The 22217-nt window shown below is 66.0% G+C and carries 16 protein-coding genes; 7 read left to right on the top strand and 9 right to left on the bottom strand.

Features of this window, described 5'->3' with window-relative positions; genetic code table 11:
• Positions 1–65: 65 nt before the first annotated feature.
• From TZ53_RS05180 to tcuA, 4 genes are read right to left on the bottom strand one after another with little or no spacing between them, the layout of a single operon-like run.
• On the bottom strand, positions 66–1538 hold the full coding sequence (locus tag TZ53_RS05180) for an aldehyde dehydrogenase family protein (protein ID WP_025550679.1): 1473 nt from the start codon (positions 1536–1538) through the stop codon (positions 66–68).
• Entirely contained in the window at positions 1535–2956 is a 1422-nt protein-coding gene (locus tag TZ53_RS05175; RefSeq protein WP_165363357.1) for an MmgE/PrpD family protein, read from the bottom strand. The genes TZ53_RS05180 and TZ53_RS05175 overlap by 4 nt, the downstream gene beginning before the upstream one ends.
• A 1-nt stretch (position 2957) precedes the next feature.
• Entirely contained in the window at positions 2958–4364 is a 1407-nt protein-coding gene (locus tag TZ53_RS05170) for an MmgE/PrpD family protein (protein ID WP_025550674.1), read from the bottom strand.
• A gap of 24 nt (positions 4365–4388) precedes the next feature.
• Positions 4389–5918 (bottom strand): FAD-dependent tricarballylate dehydrogenase TcuA, encoded by a 1530-nt coding sequence (tcuA, locus tag TZ53_RS05165; RefSeq protein WP_044660645.1) that lies wholly within the window; start codon positions 5916–5918, stop codon positions 4389–4391.
• Between the two features lie 207 nt (positions 5919–6125).
• Between tcuA and TZ53_RS05160 the strand changes: the two genes are divergently transcribed.
• Positions 6126–7064, top strand: coding sequence for a LysR substrate-binding domain-containing protein (locus TZ53_RS05160; RefSeq protein WP_025552300.1), 939 nt, complete (start codon positions 6126–6128; stop codon positions 7062–7064).
• Positions 7065–7554: 490 nt separating this feature from the next.
• On the opposite strand, the gene TZ53_RS05155 is transcribed toward TZ53_RS05160, so the two are convergent.
• The 3 genes from TZ53_RS05155 to TZ53_RS05145 form a co-directional block, all read right to left on the bottom strand.
• Positions 7555–8733 carry a mandelate racemase/muconate lactonizing enzyme family protein gene (locus TZ53_RS05155; protein ID WP_165363356.1) on the bottom strand — a complete coding sequence of 393 codons (1179 nt, stop codon included), beginning with the start codon at positions 8731–8733 and terminating at the stop codon, positions 7555–7557.
• Entirely contained in the window at positions 8730–10385 is a 1656-nt protein-coding gene (locus TZ53_RS05150; RefSeq protein WP_044660643.1) for a GMC family oxidoreductase, read from the bottom strand. Before TZ53_RS05150 ends, TZ53_RS05155 begins: the two co-directional genes overlap by 4 nt.
• A gap of 117 nt (positions 10386–10502) precedes the next feature.
• On the bottom strand, positions 10503–11390 hold the full coding sequence (locus TZ53_RS05145) for an SMP-30/gluconolactonase/LRE family protein (RefSeq protein WP_171009945.1): 888 nt from the start codon (positions 11388–11390) through the stop codon (positions 10503–10505).
• A 231-nt stretch (positions 11391–11621) separates the two neighbouring features.
• Between TZ53_RS05145 and TZ53_RS05140 the strand changes: the two genes are divergently transcribed.
• From TZ53_RS05140 to TZ53_RS05130, 3 genes are read left to right on the top strand one after another with little or no spacing between them, the layout of a single operon-like run.
• Positions 11622–13112, top strand: a complete 1491-nt coding sequence (locus TZ53_RS05140) for an aldehyde dehydrogenase (protein WP_044660642.1) — start codon at positions 11622–11624, stop codon at positions 13110–13112.
• Between the two features lie 21 nt (positions 13113–13133).
• Entirely contained in the window at positions 13134–13880 is a 747-nt protein-coding gene (locus TZ53_RS05135; protein ID WP_044660641.1) for a cyclase family protein, read from the top strand.
• Positions 13873–15540: a thiamine pyrophosphate-binding protein gene (locus tag TZ53_RS05130; protein WP_052628095.1), complete on the top strand. Its 1668-nt coding sequence runs from the start codon at positions 13873–13875 to the stop codon at positions 15538–15540. Before TZ53_RS05135 ends, TZ53_RS05130 begins: the two co-directional genes overlap by 8 nt.
• Positions 15541–15752: 212 nt before the next feature.
• On the opposite strand, the gene TZ53_RS05125 is transcribed toward TZ53_RS05130, so the two are convergent.
• Together TZ53_RS05125 and TZ53_RS05120 are read right to left on the bottom strand one after the other, a co-directional pair.
• Entirely contained in the window at positions 15753–17204 is a 1452-nt protein-coding gene (locus tag TZ53_RS05125; protein WP_025551962.1) for an MFS transporter, read from the bottom strand.
• On the bottom strand, positions 17201–19069 hold the full coding sequence (locus tag TZ53_RS05120) for an NAD(P)/FAD-dependent oxidoreductase (protein ID WP_229742588.1): 1869 nt from the start codon (positions 19067–19069) through the stop codon (positions 17201–17203). The genes TZ53_RS05125 and TZ53_RS05120 overlap by 4 nt, the downstream gene beginning before the upstream one ends.
• Positions 19070–19261: 192 nt before the next feature.
• Between TZ53_RS05120 and TZ53_RS05115 the strand changes: the two genes are divergently transcribed.
• The 3 genes from TZ53_RS05115 (at position 19262) to TZ53_RS05105 (ending at position 22212) form a co-directional block, all read left to right on the top strand.
• Entirely contained in the window at positions 19262–19738 is a 477-nt protein-coding gene (locus TZ53_RS05115) for a hypothetical protein (RefSeq protein WP_025551965.1), read from the top strand.
• 45 nt (positions 19739–19783) lie between these two features.
• Positions 19784–21208 (top strand): NAD-dependent succinate-semialdehyde dehydrogenase, encoded by a 1425-nt coding sequence (locus TZ53_RS05110; RefSeq protein WP_044660640.1) that lies wholly within the window; start codon positions 19784–19786, stop codon positions 21206–21208.
• A gap of 107 nt (positions 21209–21315) precedes the next feature.
• The gene (locus tag TZ53_RS05105) at positions 21316–22212 is read left to right on the top strand and encodes a TauD/TfdA dioxygenase family protein (RefSeq protein WP_197565236.1); all 897 of its coding nucleotides are present in this window, start codon (positions 21316–21318) and stop codon (positions 22210–22212) included.
• Positions 22213–22217 lie beyond the last annotated feature (5 nt).

The following is a 22217-nucleotide window of genomic DNA, read 5'->3' as shown; positions in this document are numbered from 1 at the left end:
TATGTCATGTCGATTTCCCGGGACCGACAACTGTCCATCGACTTGCCCTCGGGACTCGAGGGTCCTCAATCCGCAAATGGATCAGGCGGAATCGCGTGGGACAGATCGATGACGACCGTCTTGGTCTCGGTGAACTCCCGGATTGCGTCGAACCCGTTTTCGCGCCCGATCCCGCTCATCTTATACCCGCCATAGGGCAGCATGAAGTGCACGGGGCGGAAAGTGTTGACCGATACGAGGCCGCTTTCGATGCGGGCAGCGACGCGATGGGCGCGGGACACATCCCTGGTCCACAAGCCGCCGACCAGCCCATAGCGCGTGTCGTTGGCAAGGGAGACGGCTTCTTCCTCGCCATCGAACGGCATGACCGCCGTCACCGGCCCGAATATCTCCTCCTGCGCCAGACGCGACCGGTTGTCGACATCGGCAAAGACGGTGGGCTGGACGAAATAGCCTCTTGAAAGGCCCTCCGGCCGTCCTCCTCCCGCCAGCAGGCGCGCGCCGCTTTCATGTCCCAGACCGATATAGGCTTCAGTCTTGTCCCGCTGTTCGGCGGAGGTCTGTGGCCCGATATGGGTGCGGGGATCGAAGGGCGGGCCAGGACGTATCCGCTTCGCCCGCTCGGCCAGGCCGGCCGCGAAACGTTCATAGATCGGCCGCTCCACGAAGATGCGCGATGCGGTGGAGCAGGACTGCCCGGTCGAGCGGAAGGCGCTGTGCGTCGCGACGGACAGCGCCCTGTCGAAATCCGCATCGGCAAAGACGATGAACGGAGACTTGCCGCCGCATTCGAAGGAGCAGCGCTTCAGGTTCGCGCTCGCGCCCTGCATGATGCGGATCGCGGTTTCATGCGATCCGGTGAAGCTGACCTTCGCGACGCCGGGATGGGCGGAAAGCGCCGCGCCCACGGCGCCGTCGCCCGGCAGCACATTGACGACGCCGGCGGGGAAGCCCGCTTCTTCCGCCAGCGCCGCCAGAGCGAGCAGGCTGGCCGGAGTCTGCTCGGCGGGCTTCAGGATCATGACGTTGCCGGCGGCGAGGCCCGGCCCCAGCTTCCATGAGGCGAGCGAGATGGGGGAATTCCACGGCAGGATCGCCGCCACCACGCCGACCGGCTCCAGCCTGGTATAAGCCAGCGCGTCGGGCCGATAGGGTATCTGCTCCCCATTCACCTTGTCCGCTGCCCCGGCGAAGAAGGTCAGCCAGTCCGCTGCCCGCTGCACCTCGCCCAGCGTGTCGCGCAGCGGCTTGCCATTGTCGCGGCTCTCGATCTCGGCCAGCCGGGCGGCGTCGCGGCGGACCAGGTCCGCGAACCGGGCGATCAGCGCGCCGCGTTCGGTCGGCGCGGTGCGGCCCCATGGACCGGCCATGGCGGCGCGGGCGGCGGCGACCGCATCCTCGACATCGGCCGCATCGGCGGACGCGACCTCCGCCCAGACATCCTCGGTGGAAGGATCGATGCTCGCGATTCGGCCAGCGGCGCGGGGCGCGACCCATTCGCCGCCGATGAACAGCCGGTCGAACCGCTCCACGCTCATGACGCCTGACGCAGCGTTTCGACCGCCCGGATAGGACGCAGCATGTCCGACAGGGACTCCGCCTCGGGCGTTTCGCCCATGGCTTCGGCCACCGACACGGCGCCATCCCCGAAATGCCAGCGCGTGTTGCGCTCGAACTTCGCCAGCACGTCGGCGCGGGAGAGGGCCGCTTCCGGCGATCCGGGATGATAGGGCACATGCTTGAAATAGCGGCGCCCCGCCGCCTGCACGGTCAGTCGCGCCGGGCAATGGGCCGGATAGTCGGACTCCGGATCGACCGACGCCTCGATCTTCTGCGCGAGGGTCAGGATGCGATCATCGTCCAGCCGCTCGGACAGGAAGGTCTCCAGCCCGACATCGCCATCGACCAAAGCCGCCGCGACCCCGAAGAACAGGCTGAACCGGCCTTCATGCGGCGTCTTCGGCGCTTTCTTGCGGTCGCGGGGTTCGGTGACGAGCGTCAGGCCCGGCTCCGCGAGCTGGCAATGCACGCTCTCGATCTCCGCCACCGTCACCCCATCGCGGGCAAAGTCGGCCAGCACCTGCTTCGATGCCTCGATGAAGGCGTGCAGCAACTGGCAGCAGGGATAGGGCTTGTAGGCGGTTTCCGGCAGGTACCAGCGCGTGCCCAGCCCCTCGGCAGCGCGGGCGAAGTCGAGCTGACCGGTGATCGGGGTCAAATGCGTCTCGAAGAAACCGAACTTGCCCTCGAACACCGTGTCGGGACCGGTGATCCCCGCCATGGCGAGGTCGATGGCGAGCATGCCCGCATGCGCGCCCCAGCCGCCGTGCAATATCTTGGACGTCGAGCCGGTACGGGTCGATTCCTGAATGCCGGAGGCGAAGGTGCCCGCAATGCCCATGGCGTCCGCGATCTGCGCCGGCGTCGCGCCGCGCAGCCGCCCGATGGCCGCCGCCACGCCGAAGGAGCCGATCAGCGAACTGGTATGATAGCCGCGCTCCAGGAAGCGGTCGCCGGCCACGAAGCCCAGCCGGATCATCACCTCATAGCCGACGACGGCCGCGTCGATGGCCGCCGCGAGGGACAGGCCCTCCGCCTCCGCCGCCGCCAGCACGGCGGGCACGACGGTCGATCCGGGACGGGCCAGGGAGGAGCCATGCTTGTCGTCCATCTCCAGCGCCTGGGCCAGCGATCCGTTGACCAGCGCCGCCAGTTCGGCGCGGGCCTGCCTGTCGAAGCCGAAGAGGGAGGCGGCCTTCACATCGCCCTTTCCCTTGGCCCATTGCGCCACGAGACGCCCGAAGGCCGCGCCGCTTTCCTCCTTGGGATTGGCCCCGGCGATGGACACGCCGATCGAGTCGATCATGTGCCAGCGCGCCGCCTCCCGCACTTCGGGCGGCATCCCGGCCGAAGGGAAATGCGCGGCGAATTCACCGAATGTCTGCGATAATGTCATGTCAGCGGACCTGTTGCAGCGCGGCGCCAAGGGCGATGGCGGGCGCTTCCTCATTTTCCAGATTGTCGATGATGCGTTCGATCTCGGCCACGGCTTGCCCGGTCAGTTGACGGCTGGCGAGATCGCGGAATTTCTCCTTCAGCACCTCGTCCGACATCGGATTGCGCCAATGGCCGCTGCGATAGGTCTGCTCGTGGAAATGCTCGGTCCCGTCCTTCATCGTCACGGTGACGCGGACGGCGCGCATCTGGTGCTTCTCGCGCGCGTCCAACTCGGGATCGACATAGACCTCGATCCGGTTGGCGAGGTCGATGATCTTCGGATCGGTCAGCTTTTCGTCCGTATATTGGTCGATGAAGGCATTGCCCTCCAGCAGCGTCACCGCGCCGGTATAGGGCAGGTTCATCTGCGCGCTGATCGTCTCCCCATTGGGGACATAGGGCCAGCCGCAATGGACGAAGACCATCTCGGTCGTGCCGACGCGGACCTTCTCCACATCCTCGCCCCGGATGCCTGCCTTTTCCCGGATGGCGCGCAGGGCGTCCACTGTGGTCTGGCTGCTGGCGAGCGAGGAATAGCGCTTGAAGCCGTTGCGGCGCATCTCCCAATCGGTGCCCAAGCCGTCGGTGGCGAAGCTCAGATCATATTCGGCGGAGTAAGTGGAGCAGAAGCCGCCATAGGGCGCCTCCAGCACGTCGCGCACGCCGGTCAGCCCCTCGCGGGCGCAGAGCGCGGCGATGATGCCGTTCTGCGACGCCTTGCCGGAATGGAAGCGCTTGGCCATCGCGCCGAATTGCGACGCCATCAGCCCCGCCGCCTGGCTGCCCGCCAGGCCCAGCGCGCTCACATATCGATCGGTGTCGAGGTCCAGCAGCTTGGCGATGGCGGCCGCCGAACCGAAGGTGCTGGTAAGGCCGCAGGGATGGAACCCGCGATGGAAGGCCGACGGGCTGACCGTGTTGCCGATGCGCGTGCCCAGCTCATAGCCCGCGACGGTGGCGCGGATCATGTCCTTGCCGGTGAAGGCGCCGAATGCGCCCTCCGAACAGGCGATCACGGCGGGGACGACGCCCGCGCCATAATGCGACATGGACTGGTCGTGGCAATCGTCCAGTTCATAGCCCTGCGCCGCCGTGCCGTTGATGAAGGCGGCGCCGAGCGGATCGGCCTTGACCTTCATGCCCCAGGCGCTGGCGCTGGGCTTCTGGCCGAGAAGGCCGACGGTGCGGACCACCGCCTGCACCCAGGGGGTCGGCGCGCCGAACACGGCGCAGCCCAGGCTGTCGCGGATGCACTGCTTGGCGTTCAGGATCAGGTCGTCGGGAATGTCCCGATATTGCAGGGTCGCGGCGAAATCCGCGATGTCGCGGGTTGCGCCGGGGACGACGAATTTGCTGGGTGCGTTCATGGAGGAACTTTCTTCGATAAGGGATCAGGCGACGGACAGCGCGGGCTTCCGCGATGCGGACTTGGCGTAGGCGGCGGCGCTGCCGCCCGCGAGGCGGCCGAAGACGGCTCCGCTGGTCAGGCCGCTCGCGCCGGGATAGTTGAAGTAGAATATGCCGCCGACCATCTCCCCCGCCGCGAACAGGCCGGGGATGGCGTGGCCGTTGGTGTCGATGACCTCGCCTTCCGTCGAAACCCTGATGCCGCCGAAGGTGAAGGTGACGCCGCAAGTCACCGCATAGGCTTCGAACGGCCCGGTATCGATGCTGTTGGCCCAGTTGCTGCGGACGACGCCGTTGCTGGAGGCGCTGCGTCCGTCCTTGATATTGGGGTCGAACGGCATGTCGGTCTTCACCGATGCGTTGAATTCCGCGACCGTTTCCAAGAATTGATCCTTGTTTATTTCTCCGATCCTGTCGGCCAGCTCCTCGATGGATTGGGCGACGACCTTGGTGACCTGGCGCGTGCGATATTCGTCGCGCAGCAAATGATTGACCTTGGAGTCATAGACTTGCCATGCCACCTGTCCGGGTTGCTGCAATACCGCCTGCCCATATTTCGCATAGGTGTAGTTACGGAAGTCGGCGCCTTCGTCGACAAATCGTTTTCCGTCGCGATTGACCATGATGCAGAGCGGATAGGAATGACGCTGATATTGTGGCGTCAGTGCGAGATCGCCGAAATCCTGTGCGTTGCGTTCCCAGGACACGGCATGACAACCCGACCAGTGCCCATAGGATTGCGCGCCGGCGGCGAGAGCCATGGACAGGCCGTCGCCGGTGTTGAAGCGCGAACCGCGAACCTTCGCCAGATCCCAGCCCGGCCCCAGATAGCGGGCGCGCCATTCGGCATTCGCCTCGAACCCGCCGCAGGCCAGCACGACGGCCCGCGCATGGATGGTTTCGATCTCGCCCTGCCCATTGAGCAGCGTGACGCCGGAAATCCCGCTTTCGTCGCGCAGCAGATCGCGGACCCAGGCATTGTAGCGGATTTCCACGCCGCGCTTTTCCGCCGCATTGTACAGCGCATCGACCAGGCCGGGGCCGCCGCTGGCCACGGCGATGGTGGCGCCGCCCCAGAATTTGAAGCGGCCGTTCACGCGATAGGCCTGCCGCCCGAAATTGGGGAAGAAGCGGACGCCCTGATCGCGCATCCACAGGATGGTCTCCCGGCTGCGCTTCACCAGGATTTCGCACAGGTCGGGATCGGTGCGATATTGGGTGATCTCGCCCATGTCGTCGAAAAACTGTTCCTCGGTATAGGTGCCGAAGTCGCTGACCGCGACTTCCTCGTCCGTGAGATCCGGGCAATAGGCGCGGATGTCGTCGGCGCCGTCATAGACGGTGCGCATCAGCCCGTCGGTATAGGCGGAGTTCCCGCCCCGCTCCTCCACCGGGGAACGTTCCAGCAGGAGGACACGGCTCCCCTCATTGGCGGCGCTGATCGCGGCGCAGAGCGCGGCATTGCCGCCGCCCACGACCACGATGTCGAAATCGGATTGTTGCTGTTCCGGCATTCCCGTCCCTCTTGATCCAGGCCAATCCCTGATTCAGGAAAGCGCTGCCGCCCTCCCCTCCAAGGCAAGCGGGCGGGTACGCCGGTGAGACCGGTCACAAGGCTGCCCCGCCGCTGTCATGCCAGCCACTTTTAGGGGATTGCTTTATGCGCGCACGGAATATTATAGCATTCTGCCATATCAAAAATTTATGGTGAGGATGGCCGGATGAAGCTGCAACAGCTCCGCTATGTCGTTGAAATCGTGCGGCATAACAATCATCTCTCGGCGGCGGCCGATGCCCTCAACACCTCGCAGCCCGGGGTGAGCCGGCAAATCCAGTTGCTGGAGCAGGAACTGGGTTTCGAGATCTTCATGCGCACCCGCAACCGGATCATCGACCTGACCGAACCGGGCCGCGTCGTCTTTTCCATCGCGCAGCGCATCGCGACGGACGTCGCCGCGCTCAAGTCGCTGAAGGAGGACATGCATTCGGGCAATCGCGGCGTCTTCACCATCGCGACGACGCATACCCAGGCCCGCTATGTGCTGCCCAAGGTGGTGGAGAAATTCGTCGCCCGCTATCCCGACGTGAAGCTGGTGCTGAAGCAGGGCGACCCGGAGGAAATCTGCGCGCTGGTGGAGGCGGGCGACGCAGACCTGTCGATCGGCACGGAAACGACGCGGGATTTCCCCAATCTGGTGAAGCTCGACTGTTTCGACCTGCACCGCTGCATCGTCGCGCCGGTCGGCCACCCGATCCTGGCCGTGCCGGAACTGACGCTGGAGGAGATCGCGCGCTATCCGATCATCACCTACGACACGCGCTATAGTGGTCGGTGGAAGGTGATGAAGGCCTTTTCCGACGCCGGACTGGAGCCGAAGATCGTGATGAGCGGCATCGACGCCGATGTCTGCAAGACCTATGTGGGGATGGGGCTGGGAATTGGGATATTGGCGTCCATGACTTATGACCCGGAGCGCGATGTCGGTATTCGGGCGCGGGATGCATCGCATCTGTTGCCGTCGAGCACGATCAAGATCGTGCTGCGGCGGAATACCTATTTGCGGTCGTTCCTGCTGGACTTCGTGCATTCGGTCGCGCCGAATCTGACGCCCTTGCGGGTAAGGCGCGCGGTGCATGAATTCCAGACGGTGGCGGGTTAGAGCCAATCGACATTCAGAAGATTACGAGCCGAGCCGAAGGCCACCGAAGGTAAAATGGTGGTTTTCCGTGACCCTGAGCGCAGCCTACTCAAAGTAGGTGAGCACTGGAAGCTCGGAAAAGCGTCATTTGCAGGCCGTCAGGGCTGAATGTCGATTGGCTCTAGAATTCATCCGGCGCACCATGTCTCTACGAAGGCATTCGAACGGACAAGCGGCTGATAGGAAGCGGGTTCGGGCGACGGGAATTGGCCGATTCAGGACCTTCCTTCTCCCTTGAGGGAGAAGGACAGGAAGCCTTGGCGACGAAGGGGCCCAGGCTGATCTGGATGAGGGGGAGCGGGCCTGCGGGCCGTGCGATCCCCTGGATCGCAACCCCCTCACCCGGCTACGACTAGGCAGCAAGCTGCCAAGTCTGCGCAGCCCTCTCCCTCGAGGGAGAGGGGTAAGTGGGTGTCCGCTTTGCACCCAATCGGCAGAGGTTGGCGCCGATCTACCCGGTCACTTCCAGCTTCTGGAGCGTCATGCGTTGCAGCGCCGCTTCATCGACGGCAAGGCCCAGGCCCGGCCCCGTCGGAACCGTCACAGCGCCATTCTCTATCGCCATGGCGCCTTCCGCGATCAGGGGATCGTCGCCCAGCACGCCCACGCCGAAGACGAACTCCGCCGCGCCGAAGGTGCGGGCCGCCGGGACCGAGGCGCAGAAATGCGCGGCCGCCGCCGCTTCGAGTTGGGAGGCGACCGCCAGCCCTCCGCAATTGATGCCGATGCCGTGCGCCTCGCCCAGCGCCGCGATCTTGCGGGCGGGGGTCAGGCCGCCGACCTTGTAGAGCTTGATGCAATATACATCCGCCGCCGCCGCATCCGCGATGTGGGCCGCGTCCTGGAGCGTGAACAGGCTTTCGTCGGCCATGATGGGAACGCCGCCCGCCTTGGCCCGGATCGCGGCCATGGCGCGCAGATCGGCCCGCTCCACCGGCTGTTCGCAATAGCCCACATCCATGTGGCGCAGGGCGTTGAGAGCCGACACCGTGTCCGCCGCCGTCCAGCCGGTATTGGGATCGACGCCGATCATGATGTCCGGCCCGACCGCCGCCCGCACCCGTTCGAAATTGGCGACGTCCGTCCGCCAGCCGCCCTTGCCCGCCGCCTTCAGGCACAGCACCCGGATGCCGAATTCCTCGACGGCGCGGCGGGCGTCCGCGACCATCTGCGCGGGATCGTCATAGAGGCTGACCGACCATTCCAGCGGGATCGCGGCATTGGCCCGCCCGCCGATCAGCGCGTGGATGGGCAGGCCCACCGCCTTGCCGAATGCATCGTGCAGCGCGATGTCGACCAGCGCCCGCGCCGCCGGATTGCCCGCCAGCCGCGATGTCAGCAGGCCGTCGATCGATTCCAGGTCGCACACCCGCTTGCCGATCAGCAGCGGTCCGTAGATGTCCCTGATCGCGCCGATCACGCTATGCACCGTATCGGCGACGAAATGGCCGGGGCTGATCGGACGGATCTGGGCGATGCCGGTCACGCCCTCCGCATGGATCTTGAGCAGGACGGGCTTGCCCAGCAACTGGTCCGAAGGCCCGGTGTCGTAGCTGCCGCTGGAGAATGTGCGCTTCAGCCGGACCGGCAGTTCGGTGACGTGCAGTTCTATCCTCTCGATGCGCATCATGCGGCCGCCCGGCTGTCGTTGCGCCATTGCGCCAGCACGATGTCGGCGCCCCGTTCCCCGAGCGCGATGGTCGGCGCATTGGTGTTGGACGAGGGAATGGTCGGGAAGATGGAGGAATCGATCACCCGCAAATTGCCGACGCCGCGCACCCGCAGTTGCGGATCGACCACCGCCTCCGCATCGGTCCCCGCCTTGCAGCTTCCGACGATATGCCAGGTGGTCTGCGTCGTTTCCCGGATATAGTCGATGATCTCCTCATCGGTGACGGTGGCGTCACCGGGCCGCGTCTCCCGCACGATCATCGCCCGCATCGCGGGATGGGAGGCGACGTTCCGCACCGCCTTGATCCCCGCCAGCAGCACGCCGACATCATGCGGATCGTCGCAATATCTGGGGTCGATCTTCGGATAGGCGACGGGATCGGGCGACTGGATATGCGTCCAGCCGCGCGAGCGGGGCCTGAGGCCCATGACGCCCACGGTAAAGCCCGAATGCGCGTCCAGCCCGTCCTGCGGCCTGCGCGCGTAGCGATCCTTGCCGGAAAAGGGCTGAAGCTGAAGCTTCAGGTCGGCGCGCGGTTCATCGGGGGAGCTGCGCATCACGATATGCGCCACCGCCGAGCAGATCGACAACAGCCCCTTGCCGAACAGCGCGAATTTCAGGCCTTCCTTCACCTTCACCGTCGGGCGCTGCAAGGCGTCGTTGATGGTGATCGGCCTGGTGCATTCGAATGTCAGGCGGGTATTGGGATGGTCCAGCAAATTCTCGCCCACGGCGGGCATGTCCCTGATCACCTCTATTCCATATTCGCGCAGCAGCGACGCATTGCCGATGCCGGACAGCTCGAGCAGCTTGGGAGACTGGACCGGGCCTGCGGACAGGATCACTTCCTTGCGGGCGTCGATGCGCGTCAGTTCATTGCCACGCCGGACCTCCACACCCGTAGCCACGCCGTTTTCGATGATCACCCGCGTCACCAGAGCGTCGACCATCACGTCCAGATTGGGACGGCCCCGCGCCGGCTTCAGATAGCCGACCGCCGAAGAGGAGCGGAAACCGCGCCTGGTCGAATATTGCAGATAGGACGCGCCCTCATAATGGCCGTCATTATAATCCTCGACATAGTCGAACCCGGCCTGGCAGCCCGCTTCCACGAAAGCATCGGCCAGCGCGTCGAAATGCTTGAGGCTGGTGACGCCGATCGGCCCGTCATGGCCGCGCACCGCCGGATCGCCCTGGCGGTAGCTTTCCATCCGCTTGAAATAGGGCAGCATGTCGGACCAGCCCCAGCCCGGCAGGCCCAGCGCCGCCCAACTGTCGAATTCCGCCGGATCGCCGCGGACATAGACATTGCCGTTGATCGAGCTGGAGCCGCCCAGCACCCGCCCCCGCGTCCATAATTGGGTGCGGTTCTTGAGCGCGGCCTGCGGTTCGGTGATGAAGGGCCAGGTGTGATTGGGGTCCTTCAGCAGGTTCACGACCATCAGGGGTATGTGGATGCTGATGCTGCTGTCGCGCCCGCCCGCCTCGATCAGCAGCACCCGTTCCCGGCCATCCTCCGACAGACGATTGGCAACCGCGCATCCGGCCGACCCCGCACCCACGACGATGAAATCATAAGGCCCTTCGTTCCGGCCAGCCCTTGCGTTCACGCTGCATCCCTCATCGATATTCTGGTTGGCCGGACATTATGGCCGGGTAGCATGCAATACAATATAATCGCGGAGGAGCAGCATATCGTTATCGCATGCCGAAACTGTCGGCGCCGGTCAGGACTGGGGCTTCACCGTCACCGGCGTGCGCCAGATCTCGCCCTTTTCCGCCTCCGTCACGTAAAGATAGCCGTCATGGATGGTGAGGTTCGTCGTCCAGCGGCCGGCTTCCTTCGGCAACTTCATATAGCCGAGCGTGAAGCCGTCCATATCGGCCACGCCCACCGCCCCGGCCAGGAATTCCGCCCAATAGAGCCGCCCGTCCGCGTCCATGGTCATGCCGTCCGGCCCGATCCCGCCATCGGTATGCGCCAGAATATAGGGGCCGCGCTTGCTCTGCGCATTGGCGACCGACGGCATGGTCATGATCGCCTTCGCGCCGTAGAGGCCGATATTGACGAACTTGCCGTCGGGCGTAAGCGCGACGCCATTGGGATAGGGCAGCCTGTCCGCCAATATCCTGGCCGAACGGGTGCCGGGCGCGAAATAGGCGACGCGCCCCACCCGGTCGAGATAATTGGAATTGTCCGCCAGCGTCACATAGATGCCGCCCTGTTCGTCGAAGACGAGGTCGTTGGCGACAAAGGATTTGCCTTCCACCCTGTCCGCGAAGACTGTGAGCGACCGGGACCGCGGATCATAGGTCAGGATGCCGCGCGCATTGTCCGTGATGAACAACCGCCCGTCCTTATGGAAGCGCGCGCCGTTGGGATTGCCCCCCGTGCTGAGCTGGGTGACGCATTGGCCGCCGACGACCTTGACGATTGCGCCGTTGAACAGGCTGACGGCCCAGATGTCGCCATTGCCGTCGAAATTGATCCCTTCCAGAAACTGGCCGCAGGTGACGAGCTTTTCGAACCGGCATTCGCCGCATATGTCCTTCAGGGTCGAAGCCTGCACGGCCATGGCGCCGGTCATCGCGACGGCGCAGCCCAAAAGCTTCATCAATTTCCGGATTGCCATTCCACCTCTCCCATGCTCCGCTGTCCTGCGCGCATTTCCGATGCGAAATCATCCGGATCGAGGGGATCGAAGGCCAATATCCAAACGGCATTCAGGAGAAGCGCTGCTTATGGTGGAACCGGGGGGCACCATAAGCTTCCGTTATTCTCGCTCACCGGAAACATATTGGAGGGCATAGCGTCGGCGGGCTAGGACTGTGCCAAAGGCGGGAGGATGACATTGGCTGAGCGGCAGGATTACGACCTTTTCATCGGCGGGCAGTGGGTGCCGCCGGAAATGAACGAGCGCTTTCCCACCGTCAATCCGTTCGACCAGAATGTCTGGGCGACAATCTCGCAAGCCGGTCCGTCCGACGTCGCCGCCGCCGTCGCCGCCGCCCGGGAGGCCTTCGAACGGCGCTGGCGCGGGGTGCCGGGGGTGGAGCGCGCCCGGCTGATGCACCGCCTGGCCGACCTGATCGACCGCGACGCCGACCGGCTGGCCAGGCTGGAGTCCACCGACAATGGCAAGGTGATACGCGAAACCCGATCGCAGATGCGCTTCTGCGCGCGGGTCTTCCGCTTCTTCGCGGGCTATGCCGACAAGATATTCGGCAAGGTCATTCCCGTCGACCGGTCCGACATCTTCGACTATGCGACGATGGAGCCGCTGGGGGTGATCGGCGTCATCACGGCATGGAATTCCCCCATCGCGCTGCTGGCGAACAAGGTGCCGGCGGCTCTGGCGGCGGGCAATGCGGTGGTGGTGAAGCCGTCCGAGCATGCGTCCGTCACCACGCTGGAATTCGCGCGGCTGGTGGAGGAGGCGGGATTCCCCAAGGGCGTGTTCAACGTCGTCACGGGGGACGCGCGTACCGGAAGGGCGCTGGTGGAAGGCGGCGGGCTGGACAAGATCAGCTTTACCGGCAGCAGCCATGGCGGGCGGGAAATCGCCGCCGCCGCCGGGCGCAACCTGACGCCCGTGATCCTCGAACTGGGCGGGAAATCGCCCAACATCATCTTCGAGGATGCGGACCTGGGCAAGGCGACCGTGGGCGCGCTGGCGGGCATTTTCGCGGCGACGGGGCAGACCTGCATCGCCGGGTCGCGCCTGCTGGTCCAGCGGTCGGTCCATGACGGCGTGGTGGAAGAACTGGCGCGCCGGGCGGCGAATATCCGGCTGGGCGATCCGCTCGATCCCGCGACGGAGATGGGCACGGCGGCCAACCGGCCGCAGTTCGACCGCATCCTGTCGTTCATCGAGTCCGCGAAGGCGGACGGCGCGCGGCTGATCACCGGGGGCGAAGCGGCGCGCGACGGCATTCTGCGCGACGGGCTGTTCGTCAAGCCCACCATCTTCGCGGACGTCGACAACCGCATGCGCGTGGCGCAGGAGGAGATTTTCGGGCCCGTGCTCTCCATCATCCCCTTCGATACGGAGGAGGAGGCGATCGCCATCGCCAACGACCAGAGCTTCGGCCTGGCGTCGGGCATCTGGACGCAGAGCCTGAACCGCATGCACCGCGTTTCCGCCGCGCTCCGCACCGGCATGGTGTGGGTCAACACCTATCGCGCCGTGGCCGTGCAGACGCCCTTTGGCGGGGTGAAGGACAGCGGCTTCGGCCGCGAGCGCGGCGAAGAGGGGTTGAAGGAATTCCTGACCACGAAGAATGTGATGATCAACCTGTCCGAAAGCGAGCGGGACCCGTTCCAGGTGCAGACCTGAACGGCAGAAGAGGATGAGCCGATGTGCGATCAATGCCCCAAGGCGCCGGATGGCTGGATAGGCTGGCTGGACCTGCCGGCAAGCAGGCCGGTCCAGCCCGCCGGTCCCTGGGTCGACCTGACCCATGATGTCGGCCCGGACATGCCCTGCGCGTCGATCTTTCCGAGGCCCAGCTTCGGCAAGCTGCGTTCGCTGCCCCAGGACCCGTTCAACGTCACCGACATCCACATGGTCGCGCATGCCGGGACGCATGTCGACGCGCCGCTGCATTATTTCGAGGACGCGCCCGACATGGCGTCGATCCCGCCGGAGCGGCTGAGCGGCGAAGGCGTCGTCTGGCGCATCGAAAAAGGGCCGGACCAGATCATCTCCGTCGCGGAGCTTGAGCAATGCCGCCCGCTCCTGCAGGCGGGCGACATATTGGCGGTGGACACCGGCTGGGCCGCCCGCTTCGGCACGCCGGACTATGAACGGCATCCGAGCTTCAGCCCCGAAGCCGCGACATGGCTGCTGGAAAGGCGCATCAAGATGCTGGCCTGCGACTTCGCGACGCCCGACCTTGTCTATCATCTTCGGCAACCCGGTTTCGACTGGCCGGTCCACCGCACGCTGCTCGCCAACGGCATATTGATCTGCGAGCATTTGACCGGGCACGCCGCCTTCGCCGGGGATCGGGTCGAGTTCCTGTTCGGCGCCCTGCCCATCGCCGGAGGCGACGGTTCGCCAGCGCGGGTGCTGGCCCGCAGGATCGCCCGAGCCGGTGTATAGCGGGGACCGGTATCTGGCCGACGCGCTTGCGGCCTGCGGCGCGACTCATTTCTTCCATGTCCCGTTGCTGCTGCCCGGGGCGGTCAAGGCGATGCAGGCTGCCGGGGTCCTGCCCGTCGTCGCCCATGGCGAGAAGGCGGCCGCCTATATGGCGGACGGCTATGCGCGGGCTTCGGGCCGGATCGGCCTGTGCGGGGCGCAGCAGATCGGCGCGGCCAATCTGGCCGCCGGATTGCTGGACGCGTTGATGGCGCGATCCCCGGTGCTGGCGCTGACCGGCGGCAGCACCGCCGCCACCCGCGACCGCAACCAATATCAGGAGGTCGACCAGCAGCCCATTTTCGCCGGGCTGACCAAGATGACGTCGCGCACCGACCTGGTCTCGCGCCTGCCCGACATGCTGGGCCAGGCCATGCGGGTGGCGACCGGCGGCGCGCCCGGCCCGGTCCATCTGGAACTGGCGGGCTTCACCGGCGCAGTGCTGAACGATCCGATGGACCCTGCGCCCCTGCCCGATCCGGCCTTCGCTTCATGCCCGGCGGTCCGCCATGCCGCGCCCGCCGCCGACATCCGCCGCGCCGCCGACCTGCTGCGCCATGCCATGCGTCCCGTCGTCATCGCTGGATCGGGCATCCGCGCGAGCGGCGCGCAGGAAGCGCTGGCGGCCTTTGTGCGGCGGCACGGGCTGCCCCTCGCCACCTCGCTCGACGCCAAGGCGGTGTTGCGGGAAAGCGATCCGCTCTCGCTCGGCGTCTGCGGCATCTATTCGCGGGAAGCCGCCAACCGGGCGGTGAGCGAGGCCGATCTGGTCCTTTTCGTGGGGACCATGGCGGGCAGCATGACGACCACCGGCTGGAAGGTGCCCCAACCCGGCATCGCCGCGATCCAGATCGACGTGGACGCCCGCGAACTGGGCCGCAACTATCCGTTGCAGGCCGCGCTTTGCGGCGATCCGAAAACCATATTGGAACAATTTTCCGCTGCGCTGACGGACATGCCGGTACGGCGGGACTGGCTGCGGCATGTGGAAGAATTGCGCGCGGACTGGACGCAGGCGGCGGCGCCGGCCGAAATGTCGGACGCCCTGCCGATCCGTCCCGAACGCCTGTGCCGCATCCTGTCGGAAGAACTGCCGGAAGGCGCGCTTCTGGTGGTCGACACCGGCCATGCCGCCGCCTGGGCGGCGCGCCACATCTATCTCGACCGGCGCGGGCAGGGCCTGCTGCGCGCCGCCGGATCGCTCGGCTGGTCCTATCCCGCCTCGCTCGGCGCCAAATGCGCGCAGCCCGACCGGCCCGTCCTGTGCTTCACCGGCGATGGCGGGTTCCTGTACCATATGAGTGAAATGGAGACGGCGCGGCGTTACGGCATCAACACCGTCACGATCGTCTCCAACAATAACGGCCTCAGCCAGGAAAAGCCGGTCTGGGCCGACAATGCCGACCATGATCATCACTGGCGCTTCTCCCCGGTCGACTATGCCGCCGCCGCGCGCGCGTTCGGCTGCAAATCCTGTCGGGTCGAGCGGCCGGGCGAGTTGGGCCCCGCGCTGCGATCCGCCATCAAGGAGGATGCGCCTGTCATCGTGGAGGTCATGACCGACATATTGGCGCTGCATCCGCCCGCCTGGACGCCCTCCGATCCGGCCCGGTTCTATTAGGTGGATTGGCTGCGTTCCGAAGAGGCTGGATGACTGATTTTTGGTGGAAAGCGGACATTCCCCCTCCCGCAGGCGGGAGGGGGTTAGGGGGTGGGCTGGCGCGACATCAGCGTGAATTTTCAACGGCTAAGCTGGAAGCTCGCTGCGCTCGCGCCCACCCCTAACCCCTCCCGCCTGCGGGAGGGGAATGTCTTGGATTGGCCAATAGGCGTTCATTTCGGTCTGTCCTGCTCCGCACGCGGCACATGGCCGCTCATGGCCGATCCGGCATCCGGGGCGAAGCGCCGGTTCACGAAGAAAGCCGACAGCGAGATCAGGGCCACGGCGACCAGTGCGGCGGCAAAATCCTCCCGGTGGGGCGTGGCCGATCCGCGGACGGCCATGCTCGCCTGGATCGCGACGGAGGCGGTGCAGATGCCCAGCGACAGCAGCAATTGCTGGAATGTGGAATAGAGGCTGGACGCACGGCTGATCCGCGCCGCCTCCACGCCTTCATAAGCCACCGTGTTGTAGACCGAGAACTGAAAGGACATGAAAAAGCCCGCCAGCGTCAGGACCGCCATCATCAGCGGCACCGGCCAGTCCGCCCGGAACGCCGCCGCCAGCCCGTAGCAGAGCGAGGACAGCAGGCCGTTCACGATCAGGCTGCGCCGGAAGCCCAGACGGCGCAGCACCGGGGAAACGATGGCCTTCGACACCAGCGATCCCACCGCCGTGGCGAGCATGATCGCCCCGCTCACCGCCGCGCTGAAGCCGAATCCCACCTGGAACATCAGCGGCAGCAGGAAGGGCTGCGCGCCCTGGGTGATGCGGGTCAGCGATCCGCCGATCAGCGACAGGCGGAAGGACCGGTCGCGCAGCACGGTGAGGTCCAGCAGCGGATCGGGCCGGCGCGCCGCATGGCGGACATAGGTTCCGGCCATCACGCCCGCGACGGCGAGCAGCAGCAAGGCCTGCCCCAGCCGCCCCGGCTGGCTCGCGCTTTCGCACCCGAGCAGCAGGGTACCGAGGCCGGCGGCGCAGATCAGGAAGCCCGGAATGTCTGCCCGTCCGGGCGCATCGGCGCGGCCATTGTCGATATGGAGGGAGATGGCGGCGATCCCCGCCAGCCCGACCGGCAGGTTGACGTAGAATATCCAGCGCCAGTCCAGATGGGTGACGATCAGCCCGCCTATGGGCGGCCCCAGCATCGGGCCCAGCAGCGCAGGCGTGACCAGCCAGGCGGTCGCTGAAACCAGATCCTGCCTGCGCGTGACGCGCAGCAGGGCGATCCGCCCCACCGGGGTCATCATCGCCCCGCCCGCGCCCTGCACGAAGCGGGCCATGCCCATCTGGGCTGCCGATGTCGAAAAGGCGCAGAGCAGCGAGCCCGCCATGAAGACCAGTATCGCCGCCCGCAATACCGACCGCGCGCCGAACCGGTCGGCCAGCCGGCCGCTCAGCGGGATGAAGGCCGCCACCGCCAGCAGATAGGCGGTCAGGACCAGACCGAGGGCATTGACCGGTTCCCGGAAGTCCCGCGCGATGGTGGGCAGCGCGGTGGTCAGCACGGTCGCGTCGATCTGCTCCATGATCATGGTGCTGGCGACGATCAGCGCGACGACGCGGTAATTGCCCCGGCTGGAACGATCTGCGGATGGAGCGGCCGTGCAGCCGCCGCTCATGCCCCCTGCGATGCCATGAGGCCGTCTTCCGGGAGGCAGAGGGGCGCCCGCATCACGGCTTCGGGCTGGTGGACGGGGGTATCGATCCCCTCCATCCGCGCCTTGATCTGAAGGGCGAGATGCAGCGAGTGGAAGCGCGACTGGGCCAGATTGCCGCCATGGAACCACAGCCCCTCCTGCCGAGTCGGCTTCCACATGTTGCGAAGCTCCCCCTCCCAGGGACCGGGGTCCATGGCGGTGCCCGATCCCAGGCCCCAGCAGCGGCCCACCTTTTCAGCGACCTCCCGGGAGATCAGCATCTCGGCCCAGCCGTCCATCGGGCCGTAGCCGGTCGCGTAGATGATCGCGTCGGCCGCCACCTCGCTGCCGTCGGTCAGCACCAGGCCGCCGGGGGCGATGGAGGCGACGCCGACGCCGCTCCGCACCCTGACCTCTCCGTCGCAGATCAGGTCGGAGCCGCCGACATCGATATAATAGCCCGAGGCGCGGCGCATATATTTGCCCGCTATGGCCGTCCCGTCCTCCCCGAAATCGAACTGGAAGCCGGATGCCGCCAGCCGTTCGTAGAAGGCCGCGTCCTCCCGGCGTATGCGGTCGCAATTATGGCGGTCCATCGCTTCCTTCAGGCGGAAGGGCGTGGATGCGGTGATCAGGTCGGCCCGGTCGGTATCGATCCCTGCCGCGATCCCCTTCTCCGAATAGGGGCCTTCTTCGGAAATGCGGCGCAGCGCGCTCGCCTTGATGACGGTGGTGGGCGACCGCTGGATCATCGTGACCTTCGCGTCGTTCGACCAGAGGTCGACGCAAATGTCGTGCGCGGAGTTGTTGGAACCCACGACCACGCAGGCCTTGCCGGCAAAGGCCGCGCCATCCGCATATTGGCTGCTATGGCACTGCACCCCGCGAAAGCTGTCCGCGCCGGGGAAGACGGGCATGTTGGCGATGCCCGACAATCCGGTGGCCAGCACCAGCTGCGCCGGGCGCAGGACCATTTCCCGCCCCGCCCGGTCGACCGTCACCGTCCAGCGTTTCGCGGCTTCGTCATAATGCGCCCTGGTGCAGCGGGTGGAGCCCCAGAAGTCCAGTTCCAGCACCCGGGCATACATTTCCAGCCAGTCGCCCATCTTGTCCTTGGCGGTATAGACCGGCCAATGGTCCGGGAAGGGGATATAGGGCAGATGGTCGATCCAGACCGGATCGTGCAGGTAGAGCGACTTGTAGCGGCTGCGCCAGGCATCGCCCGGCTTTTCCAGCGCGTCGACGATGAGGGTCGGGACGCCGAGCCGCTTCAGCCGCGCGCCCAGCGCCAGCCCGCCCTGGCTGCCGCCGACGACCAGGCAATAGGGCTGCACCTCCGTCCCCAGCGTCCGGGCGGTCGCGGCCCGCGCCTCCGACCAGGTTTCCCGGTCCTTGATGGCGCGATGGACGACGCCCTCCGGCCGGCGACGCCCGCCCGGCTCCTCAAAGCCCTTGAGTTCCTGCAGGGCGGTGAGCAGGGTGAAGCACCGGCCGTCCTTCAGCCGGACATGGCCCTTGCCCCGGCCCGCGCCGGTCTCGAAATCGAACCAGCCTTCGATCAGCCCGTCCCTTTCGGCGGCGCCGCCTTCCGGGCGCGCGGTGAAGGGGAGGACGGGATCGGCCTGCGCGTCCAGCATTTTACCGATGGCCTCGCGCCCCTCCATCGTCGCGATGTTCCAGGTGAAGGCGACCAGATCGCGCCAATAGCATTCGTCGGGCGCGAAAAGAGCAAGGACGGCGCCGGTGTCGCGGGCAGCCAGCGCGGCCTGAAATCCGTCGAGCCAGTGTTCCAGCGCCCGGTCATGCTGTCCGCTCTTCACCTTCTGCTCCTCTTCCGCCCCGCGCACGGCGGCCCCTCAACCTGCCATCTTCGGTGGCAAAATCCCATCGGCGGAAAAAATAAGTATTCTGGCGCGAGTATAACCAAAGGTGATCGGACAGGGCGTCATGCCCTATTCTATGTTCTTGTGAGAGAGCGGCGGGAAGGCATCCCCCGCTGCGACAATAGCGCCGGCAGGGACAGGACGACGGAATTGGCGATGACATCCGAAGAAAAGATCATGCTGACCCAGCTCCTGCTCGCCAATGCGACGGACTATTGGTATGAGGTGGACGTCAATGGCGGTCTGGACACCCGCGACTATTATCTGGAGGACGCCACCTTCTTCAACCTGAAGGGGCGCGAGGCGATCCATCAGTTCTACGTCTGGCGGCAGAGCCGGGGGCCGCGCGTCAACCGCCATGTCATCGCGAATTTCCGCGCCGAGCTGATCGAGCCCGGATTGGCGCGCACGAACAATGTCATGATGCTGTTCGCCGGGGACGGGACGCCGGTGCTGCCCTCCCACGCGCCGATCCAGATCGCGGAGCAGATCGACCATCTGCTGCTGTGCGAGGATGGCCGCTGGCGTTTCCGCACGCGGGAATTCGTCAACCTGTTCAAGAGCGACACGCCGACCACCGTGCCGCCGCGTGCGTGGTATGAGAAATGGAGTCCCGGCAGCCTGAAGGATTGATGCGACGAGTGCGGGTGCGGGCGGAATGCGGGCGAAGGACGGTCAGTGAAGCGCGAACAATGTTTCATCGCGGGTGAATGGGTCGGCAATGGGGAGTGGATCGCGGTCGACAATCCGGCGACGGGCGGGATCATCGGCCGCGTTCCGGCGCTGGGGCGGGAGGAGAGCCGGCGGGCGATAGAAGCGGCGGCCATGGCCATGCCCGCCTGGGCGGCGCGCCCGGCCGGCGAAAGGGCCGCGATCCTGCAACGCATCGCCGCCCTGATGCTGGAGCGCGCCGACGATCTTGCCGCCCTGCTGACCGAGGAACAGGGCAAGCCGCTGGCGGAGGCGAAGGGCGAGATCGCCTATGCCGCGTCCTTCTTCCAATGGTTCGGGGAGGAAGCGAAGCGCGCCTATGGCGACATCATTCCCGGTCCCATGCCGGACAGGCGCATCATGGTGCTGAAGCACCCGGTGGGCGTCGTGGCCGCGATCACCCCCTGGAACTTCCCCGCCGCCATGGTCGCGCGCAAACTGGCCCCGGCGCTTGCGGCTGGGTGCGGGGTGGTGCTCAAGCCTTCGGAACTCACGCCCTTCACCGCATTGGCGATAGCGCAGATCGCTGACGAGGCGGGCGTGCCCCGGGGGCTTCTCAACGTCGTGACCGGCGACGCGCGGGAGATCGGGGCCGAAATGACGGGCAATCCCGTGGTCCGCAAGATCAGCTTCACCGGATCGACGGCGGTCGGGCGGCTGCTGATGGAGCAGGCGTCCCGCAGCATCAAGAAACTCAGCCTGGAACTGGGCGGCAACGCGCCCTTCATCGTCTTCGACGACGCCGATCTGGATGCGGCCGTCACGGGCGCGATCCAGTCCAAATATCGCAATGCAGGCCAGACCTGCGTCTGCGCCAACCGCTTCTATGTCCAGGCGGGCGTCTATGACGCCTTTGCCGGGAAGCTGGCCACCGCCACCGCGAAACTGCGGGTCGGCGAAGGGACCCGCACCGGCGTGGACATCGGTCCCCTGATCGACGAACGGGCCGTCGCGAAGGTCCAGCGGCACGTTGACGATGCCGTGGCGAAGGGCGCGCGGATCGTGCTGGGCGGCGGTCCCGCCCCCGACGGCCCGCGCTTCTTCACCCCGACGATCCTGCGCGACGTGAAGCCGGGCATGCAGGTGCTGGAGGAGGAGACCTTCGGCCCCCTGGCGCCACTGGTGAAGTTCGATGACGACGCCGAAGCCATCGCCCTTGCCAATGACAGCGAATTCGGACTGGCCGCCTATTTCTACGCGCGCGACGTCAACCGCATCTGGCGCGCGGCGGAAGGCATCGAATCCGGCATTGTCGGCATCAACACCGGCCTCATTTCGACCGAAGTGGCGCCCTTTGGCGGCGTCAAGCAATCGGGCATCGGCCGGGAGGGGTCGCGTTACGGGCTGGATGATTATCTGGAGCTGAAATATCTCTGCCTGTCTCTTGCTTGAACCGGGGCCGCATTTGTGAGAGACAGGTTTGTGACCGGTACCAAATCGCTTTCGGGGCCAGGGCCCCGCGCAATTGACAGGAGAAGATGATGTCCAGTCATTCGACCATGTTGGACAGGAACGATATGCTGACATGCACGCCGGTCCATCCCCATTTCGCCGCGCGGGCGGAGGGGATCGACCTGCGCCGGCCGCTGACGGAGGAGCAGAAGGCTGCGGTCAAGGGCGCGATGGACCGTTATGGCGTGGTCGTCTTCCCCAACCAGATGATGAGCGACGACGAACAGGCCGCCTTCGCCGAACAGTTCGGCACCATCGAGGAGACGCCGACGCTGGTCGACCAGGAACGGCGCCGCATCGCCAATATGAAGATCAACGACATCTCCAATCTGGGCCCGGACGGCCGGATCTGGGGCGCGGACGACCGGCGGCGCATGTATAATCTGGGCAATCTGCTGTGGCACAGCGACAGCAGCTTCAAGCCGACGCCGGCCTATTGGTCGATGCTCCAGGCCCGCGTCATCCCGCCGGTCGGCGGCGCCACCGAATATATCGACACCCGCGTCGCATGGGACCATCTGCCGGACGAACTCAAGGCCATTGCAAAGGACCTGATCGCCCGTCATTCGCTGATCTATTCCCGCGAGCAGATGGGTTTCGACGCATTCAGCCCGGAGGAGGTCGAACGGTGCACGCCGGTGCCGCAACGGCTGGTGCGGCTGCACAGGGAATCCGGTCGGCTTGCCCTCTACCTCTCCGCCCATATCGGCGCCATCGAGGGCTGGCCCCGTCCCGAAGCCATGGCGCTGATCCGGGAACTCACCGAATTCGCGACCCAGCGCCCGTTCGTCTATGCGCATCAATGGGCGGTCGGGGACCTCGTCATCTGGGACAATCGCTGCACCATGCATCGCGGCACGCGCTATGACGACAAGAAATATCCGCGCGACATGCGCCGGGTGACGCTGGAGGACAGCGCCCCCACTTTGGAACAGCCGATCTGATAAAG

Origin of the sequence: Sphingobium sp. YBL2 (assembly GCF_000943805.1) — a bacterium.
GTDB lineage: Bacteria > Pseudomonadota > Alphaproteobacteria > Sphingomonadales > Sphingomonadaceae > Sphingobium > Sphingobium fuliginis.
Note: the sequence above shows the minus strand (reverse complement) of the source record. Positions and strands in the feature narration are given on the sequence as shown.

Excerpts from the sequence above, each read along its gene's own strand:
- TZ53_RS05160 (WP_025552300.1), top strand. The coding sequence starts at position 6,126 with ATGAAGCTGCAACAGCTCCGCTATGTCGTTGAAATCGTGCGGCATAAC.
- TZ53_RS05145 (WP_171009945.1), bottom strand. The coding sequence starts at position 11,390 with ATGAAGCTTTTGGGCTGCGCCGTCGCGATGACCGGCGCCATGGCCGTG.
- TZ53_RS05140 (WP_044660642.1), top strand. The coding sequence starts at position 11,622 with ATGACATTGGCTGAGCGGCAGGATTACGACCTTTTCATCGGCGGGCAG.
- TZ53_RS05135 (WP_044660641.1), top strand. The coding sequence starts at position 13,134 with ATGTGCGATCAATGCCCCAAGGCGCCGGATGGCTGGATAGGCTGGCTG.
- TZ53_RS05180 (WP_025550679.1), bottom strand. The coding sequence starts at position 1,538 with ATGAGCGTGGAGCGGTTCGACCGGCTGTTCATCGGCGGCGAATGGGTC.
- TZ53_RS05115 (WP_025551965.1), top strand. The coding sequence starts at position 19,262 with ATGACATCCGAAGAAAAGATCATGCTGACCCAGCTCCTGCTCGCCAAT.
- TZ53_RS05105 (WP_197565236.1), top strand. The coding sequence starts at position 21,316 with ATGTTGGACAGGAACGATATGCTGACATGCACGCCGGTCCATCCCCAT.
- TZ53_RS05175 (WP_165363357.1), bottom strand. The coding sequence starts at position 2,956 with ATGACATTATCGCAGACATTCGGTGAATTCGCCGCGCATTTCCCTTCG.
- TZ53_RS05170 (WP_025550674.1), bottom strand. The coding sequence starts at position 4,364 with ATGAACGCACCCAGCAAATTCGTCGTCCCCGGCGCAACCCGCGACATC.
- TZ53_RS05155 (WP_165363356.1), bottom strand. The coding sequence starts at position 8,733 with ATGATGCGCATCGAGAGGATAGAACTGCACGTCACCGAACTGCCGGTC.
- TZ53_RS05125 (WP_025551962.1), bottom strand. The coding sequence starts at position 17,204 with ATGAGCGGCGGCTGCACGGCCGCTCCATCCGCAGATCGTTCCAGCCGG.
- tcuA (WP_044660645.1), bottom strand. The coding sequence starts at position 5,918 with ATGCCGGAACAGCAACAATCCGATTTCGACATCGTGGTCGTGGGCGGC.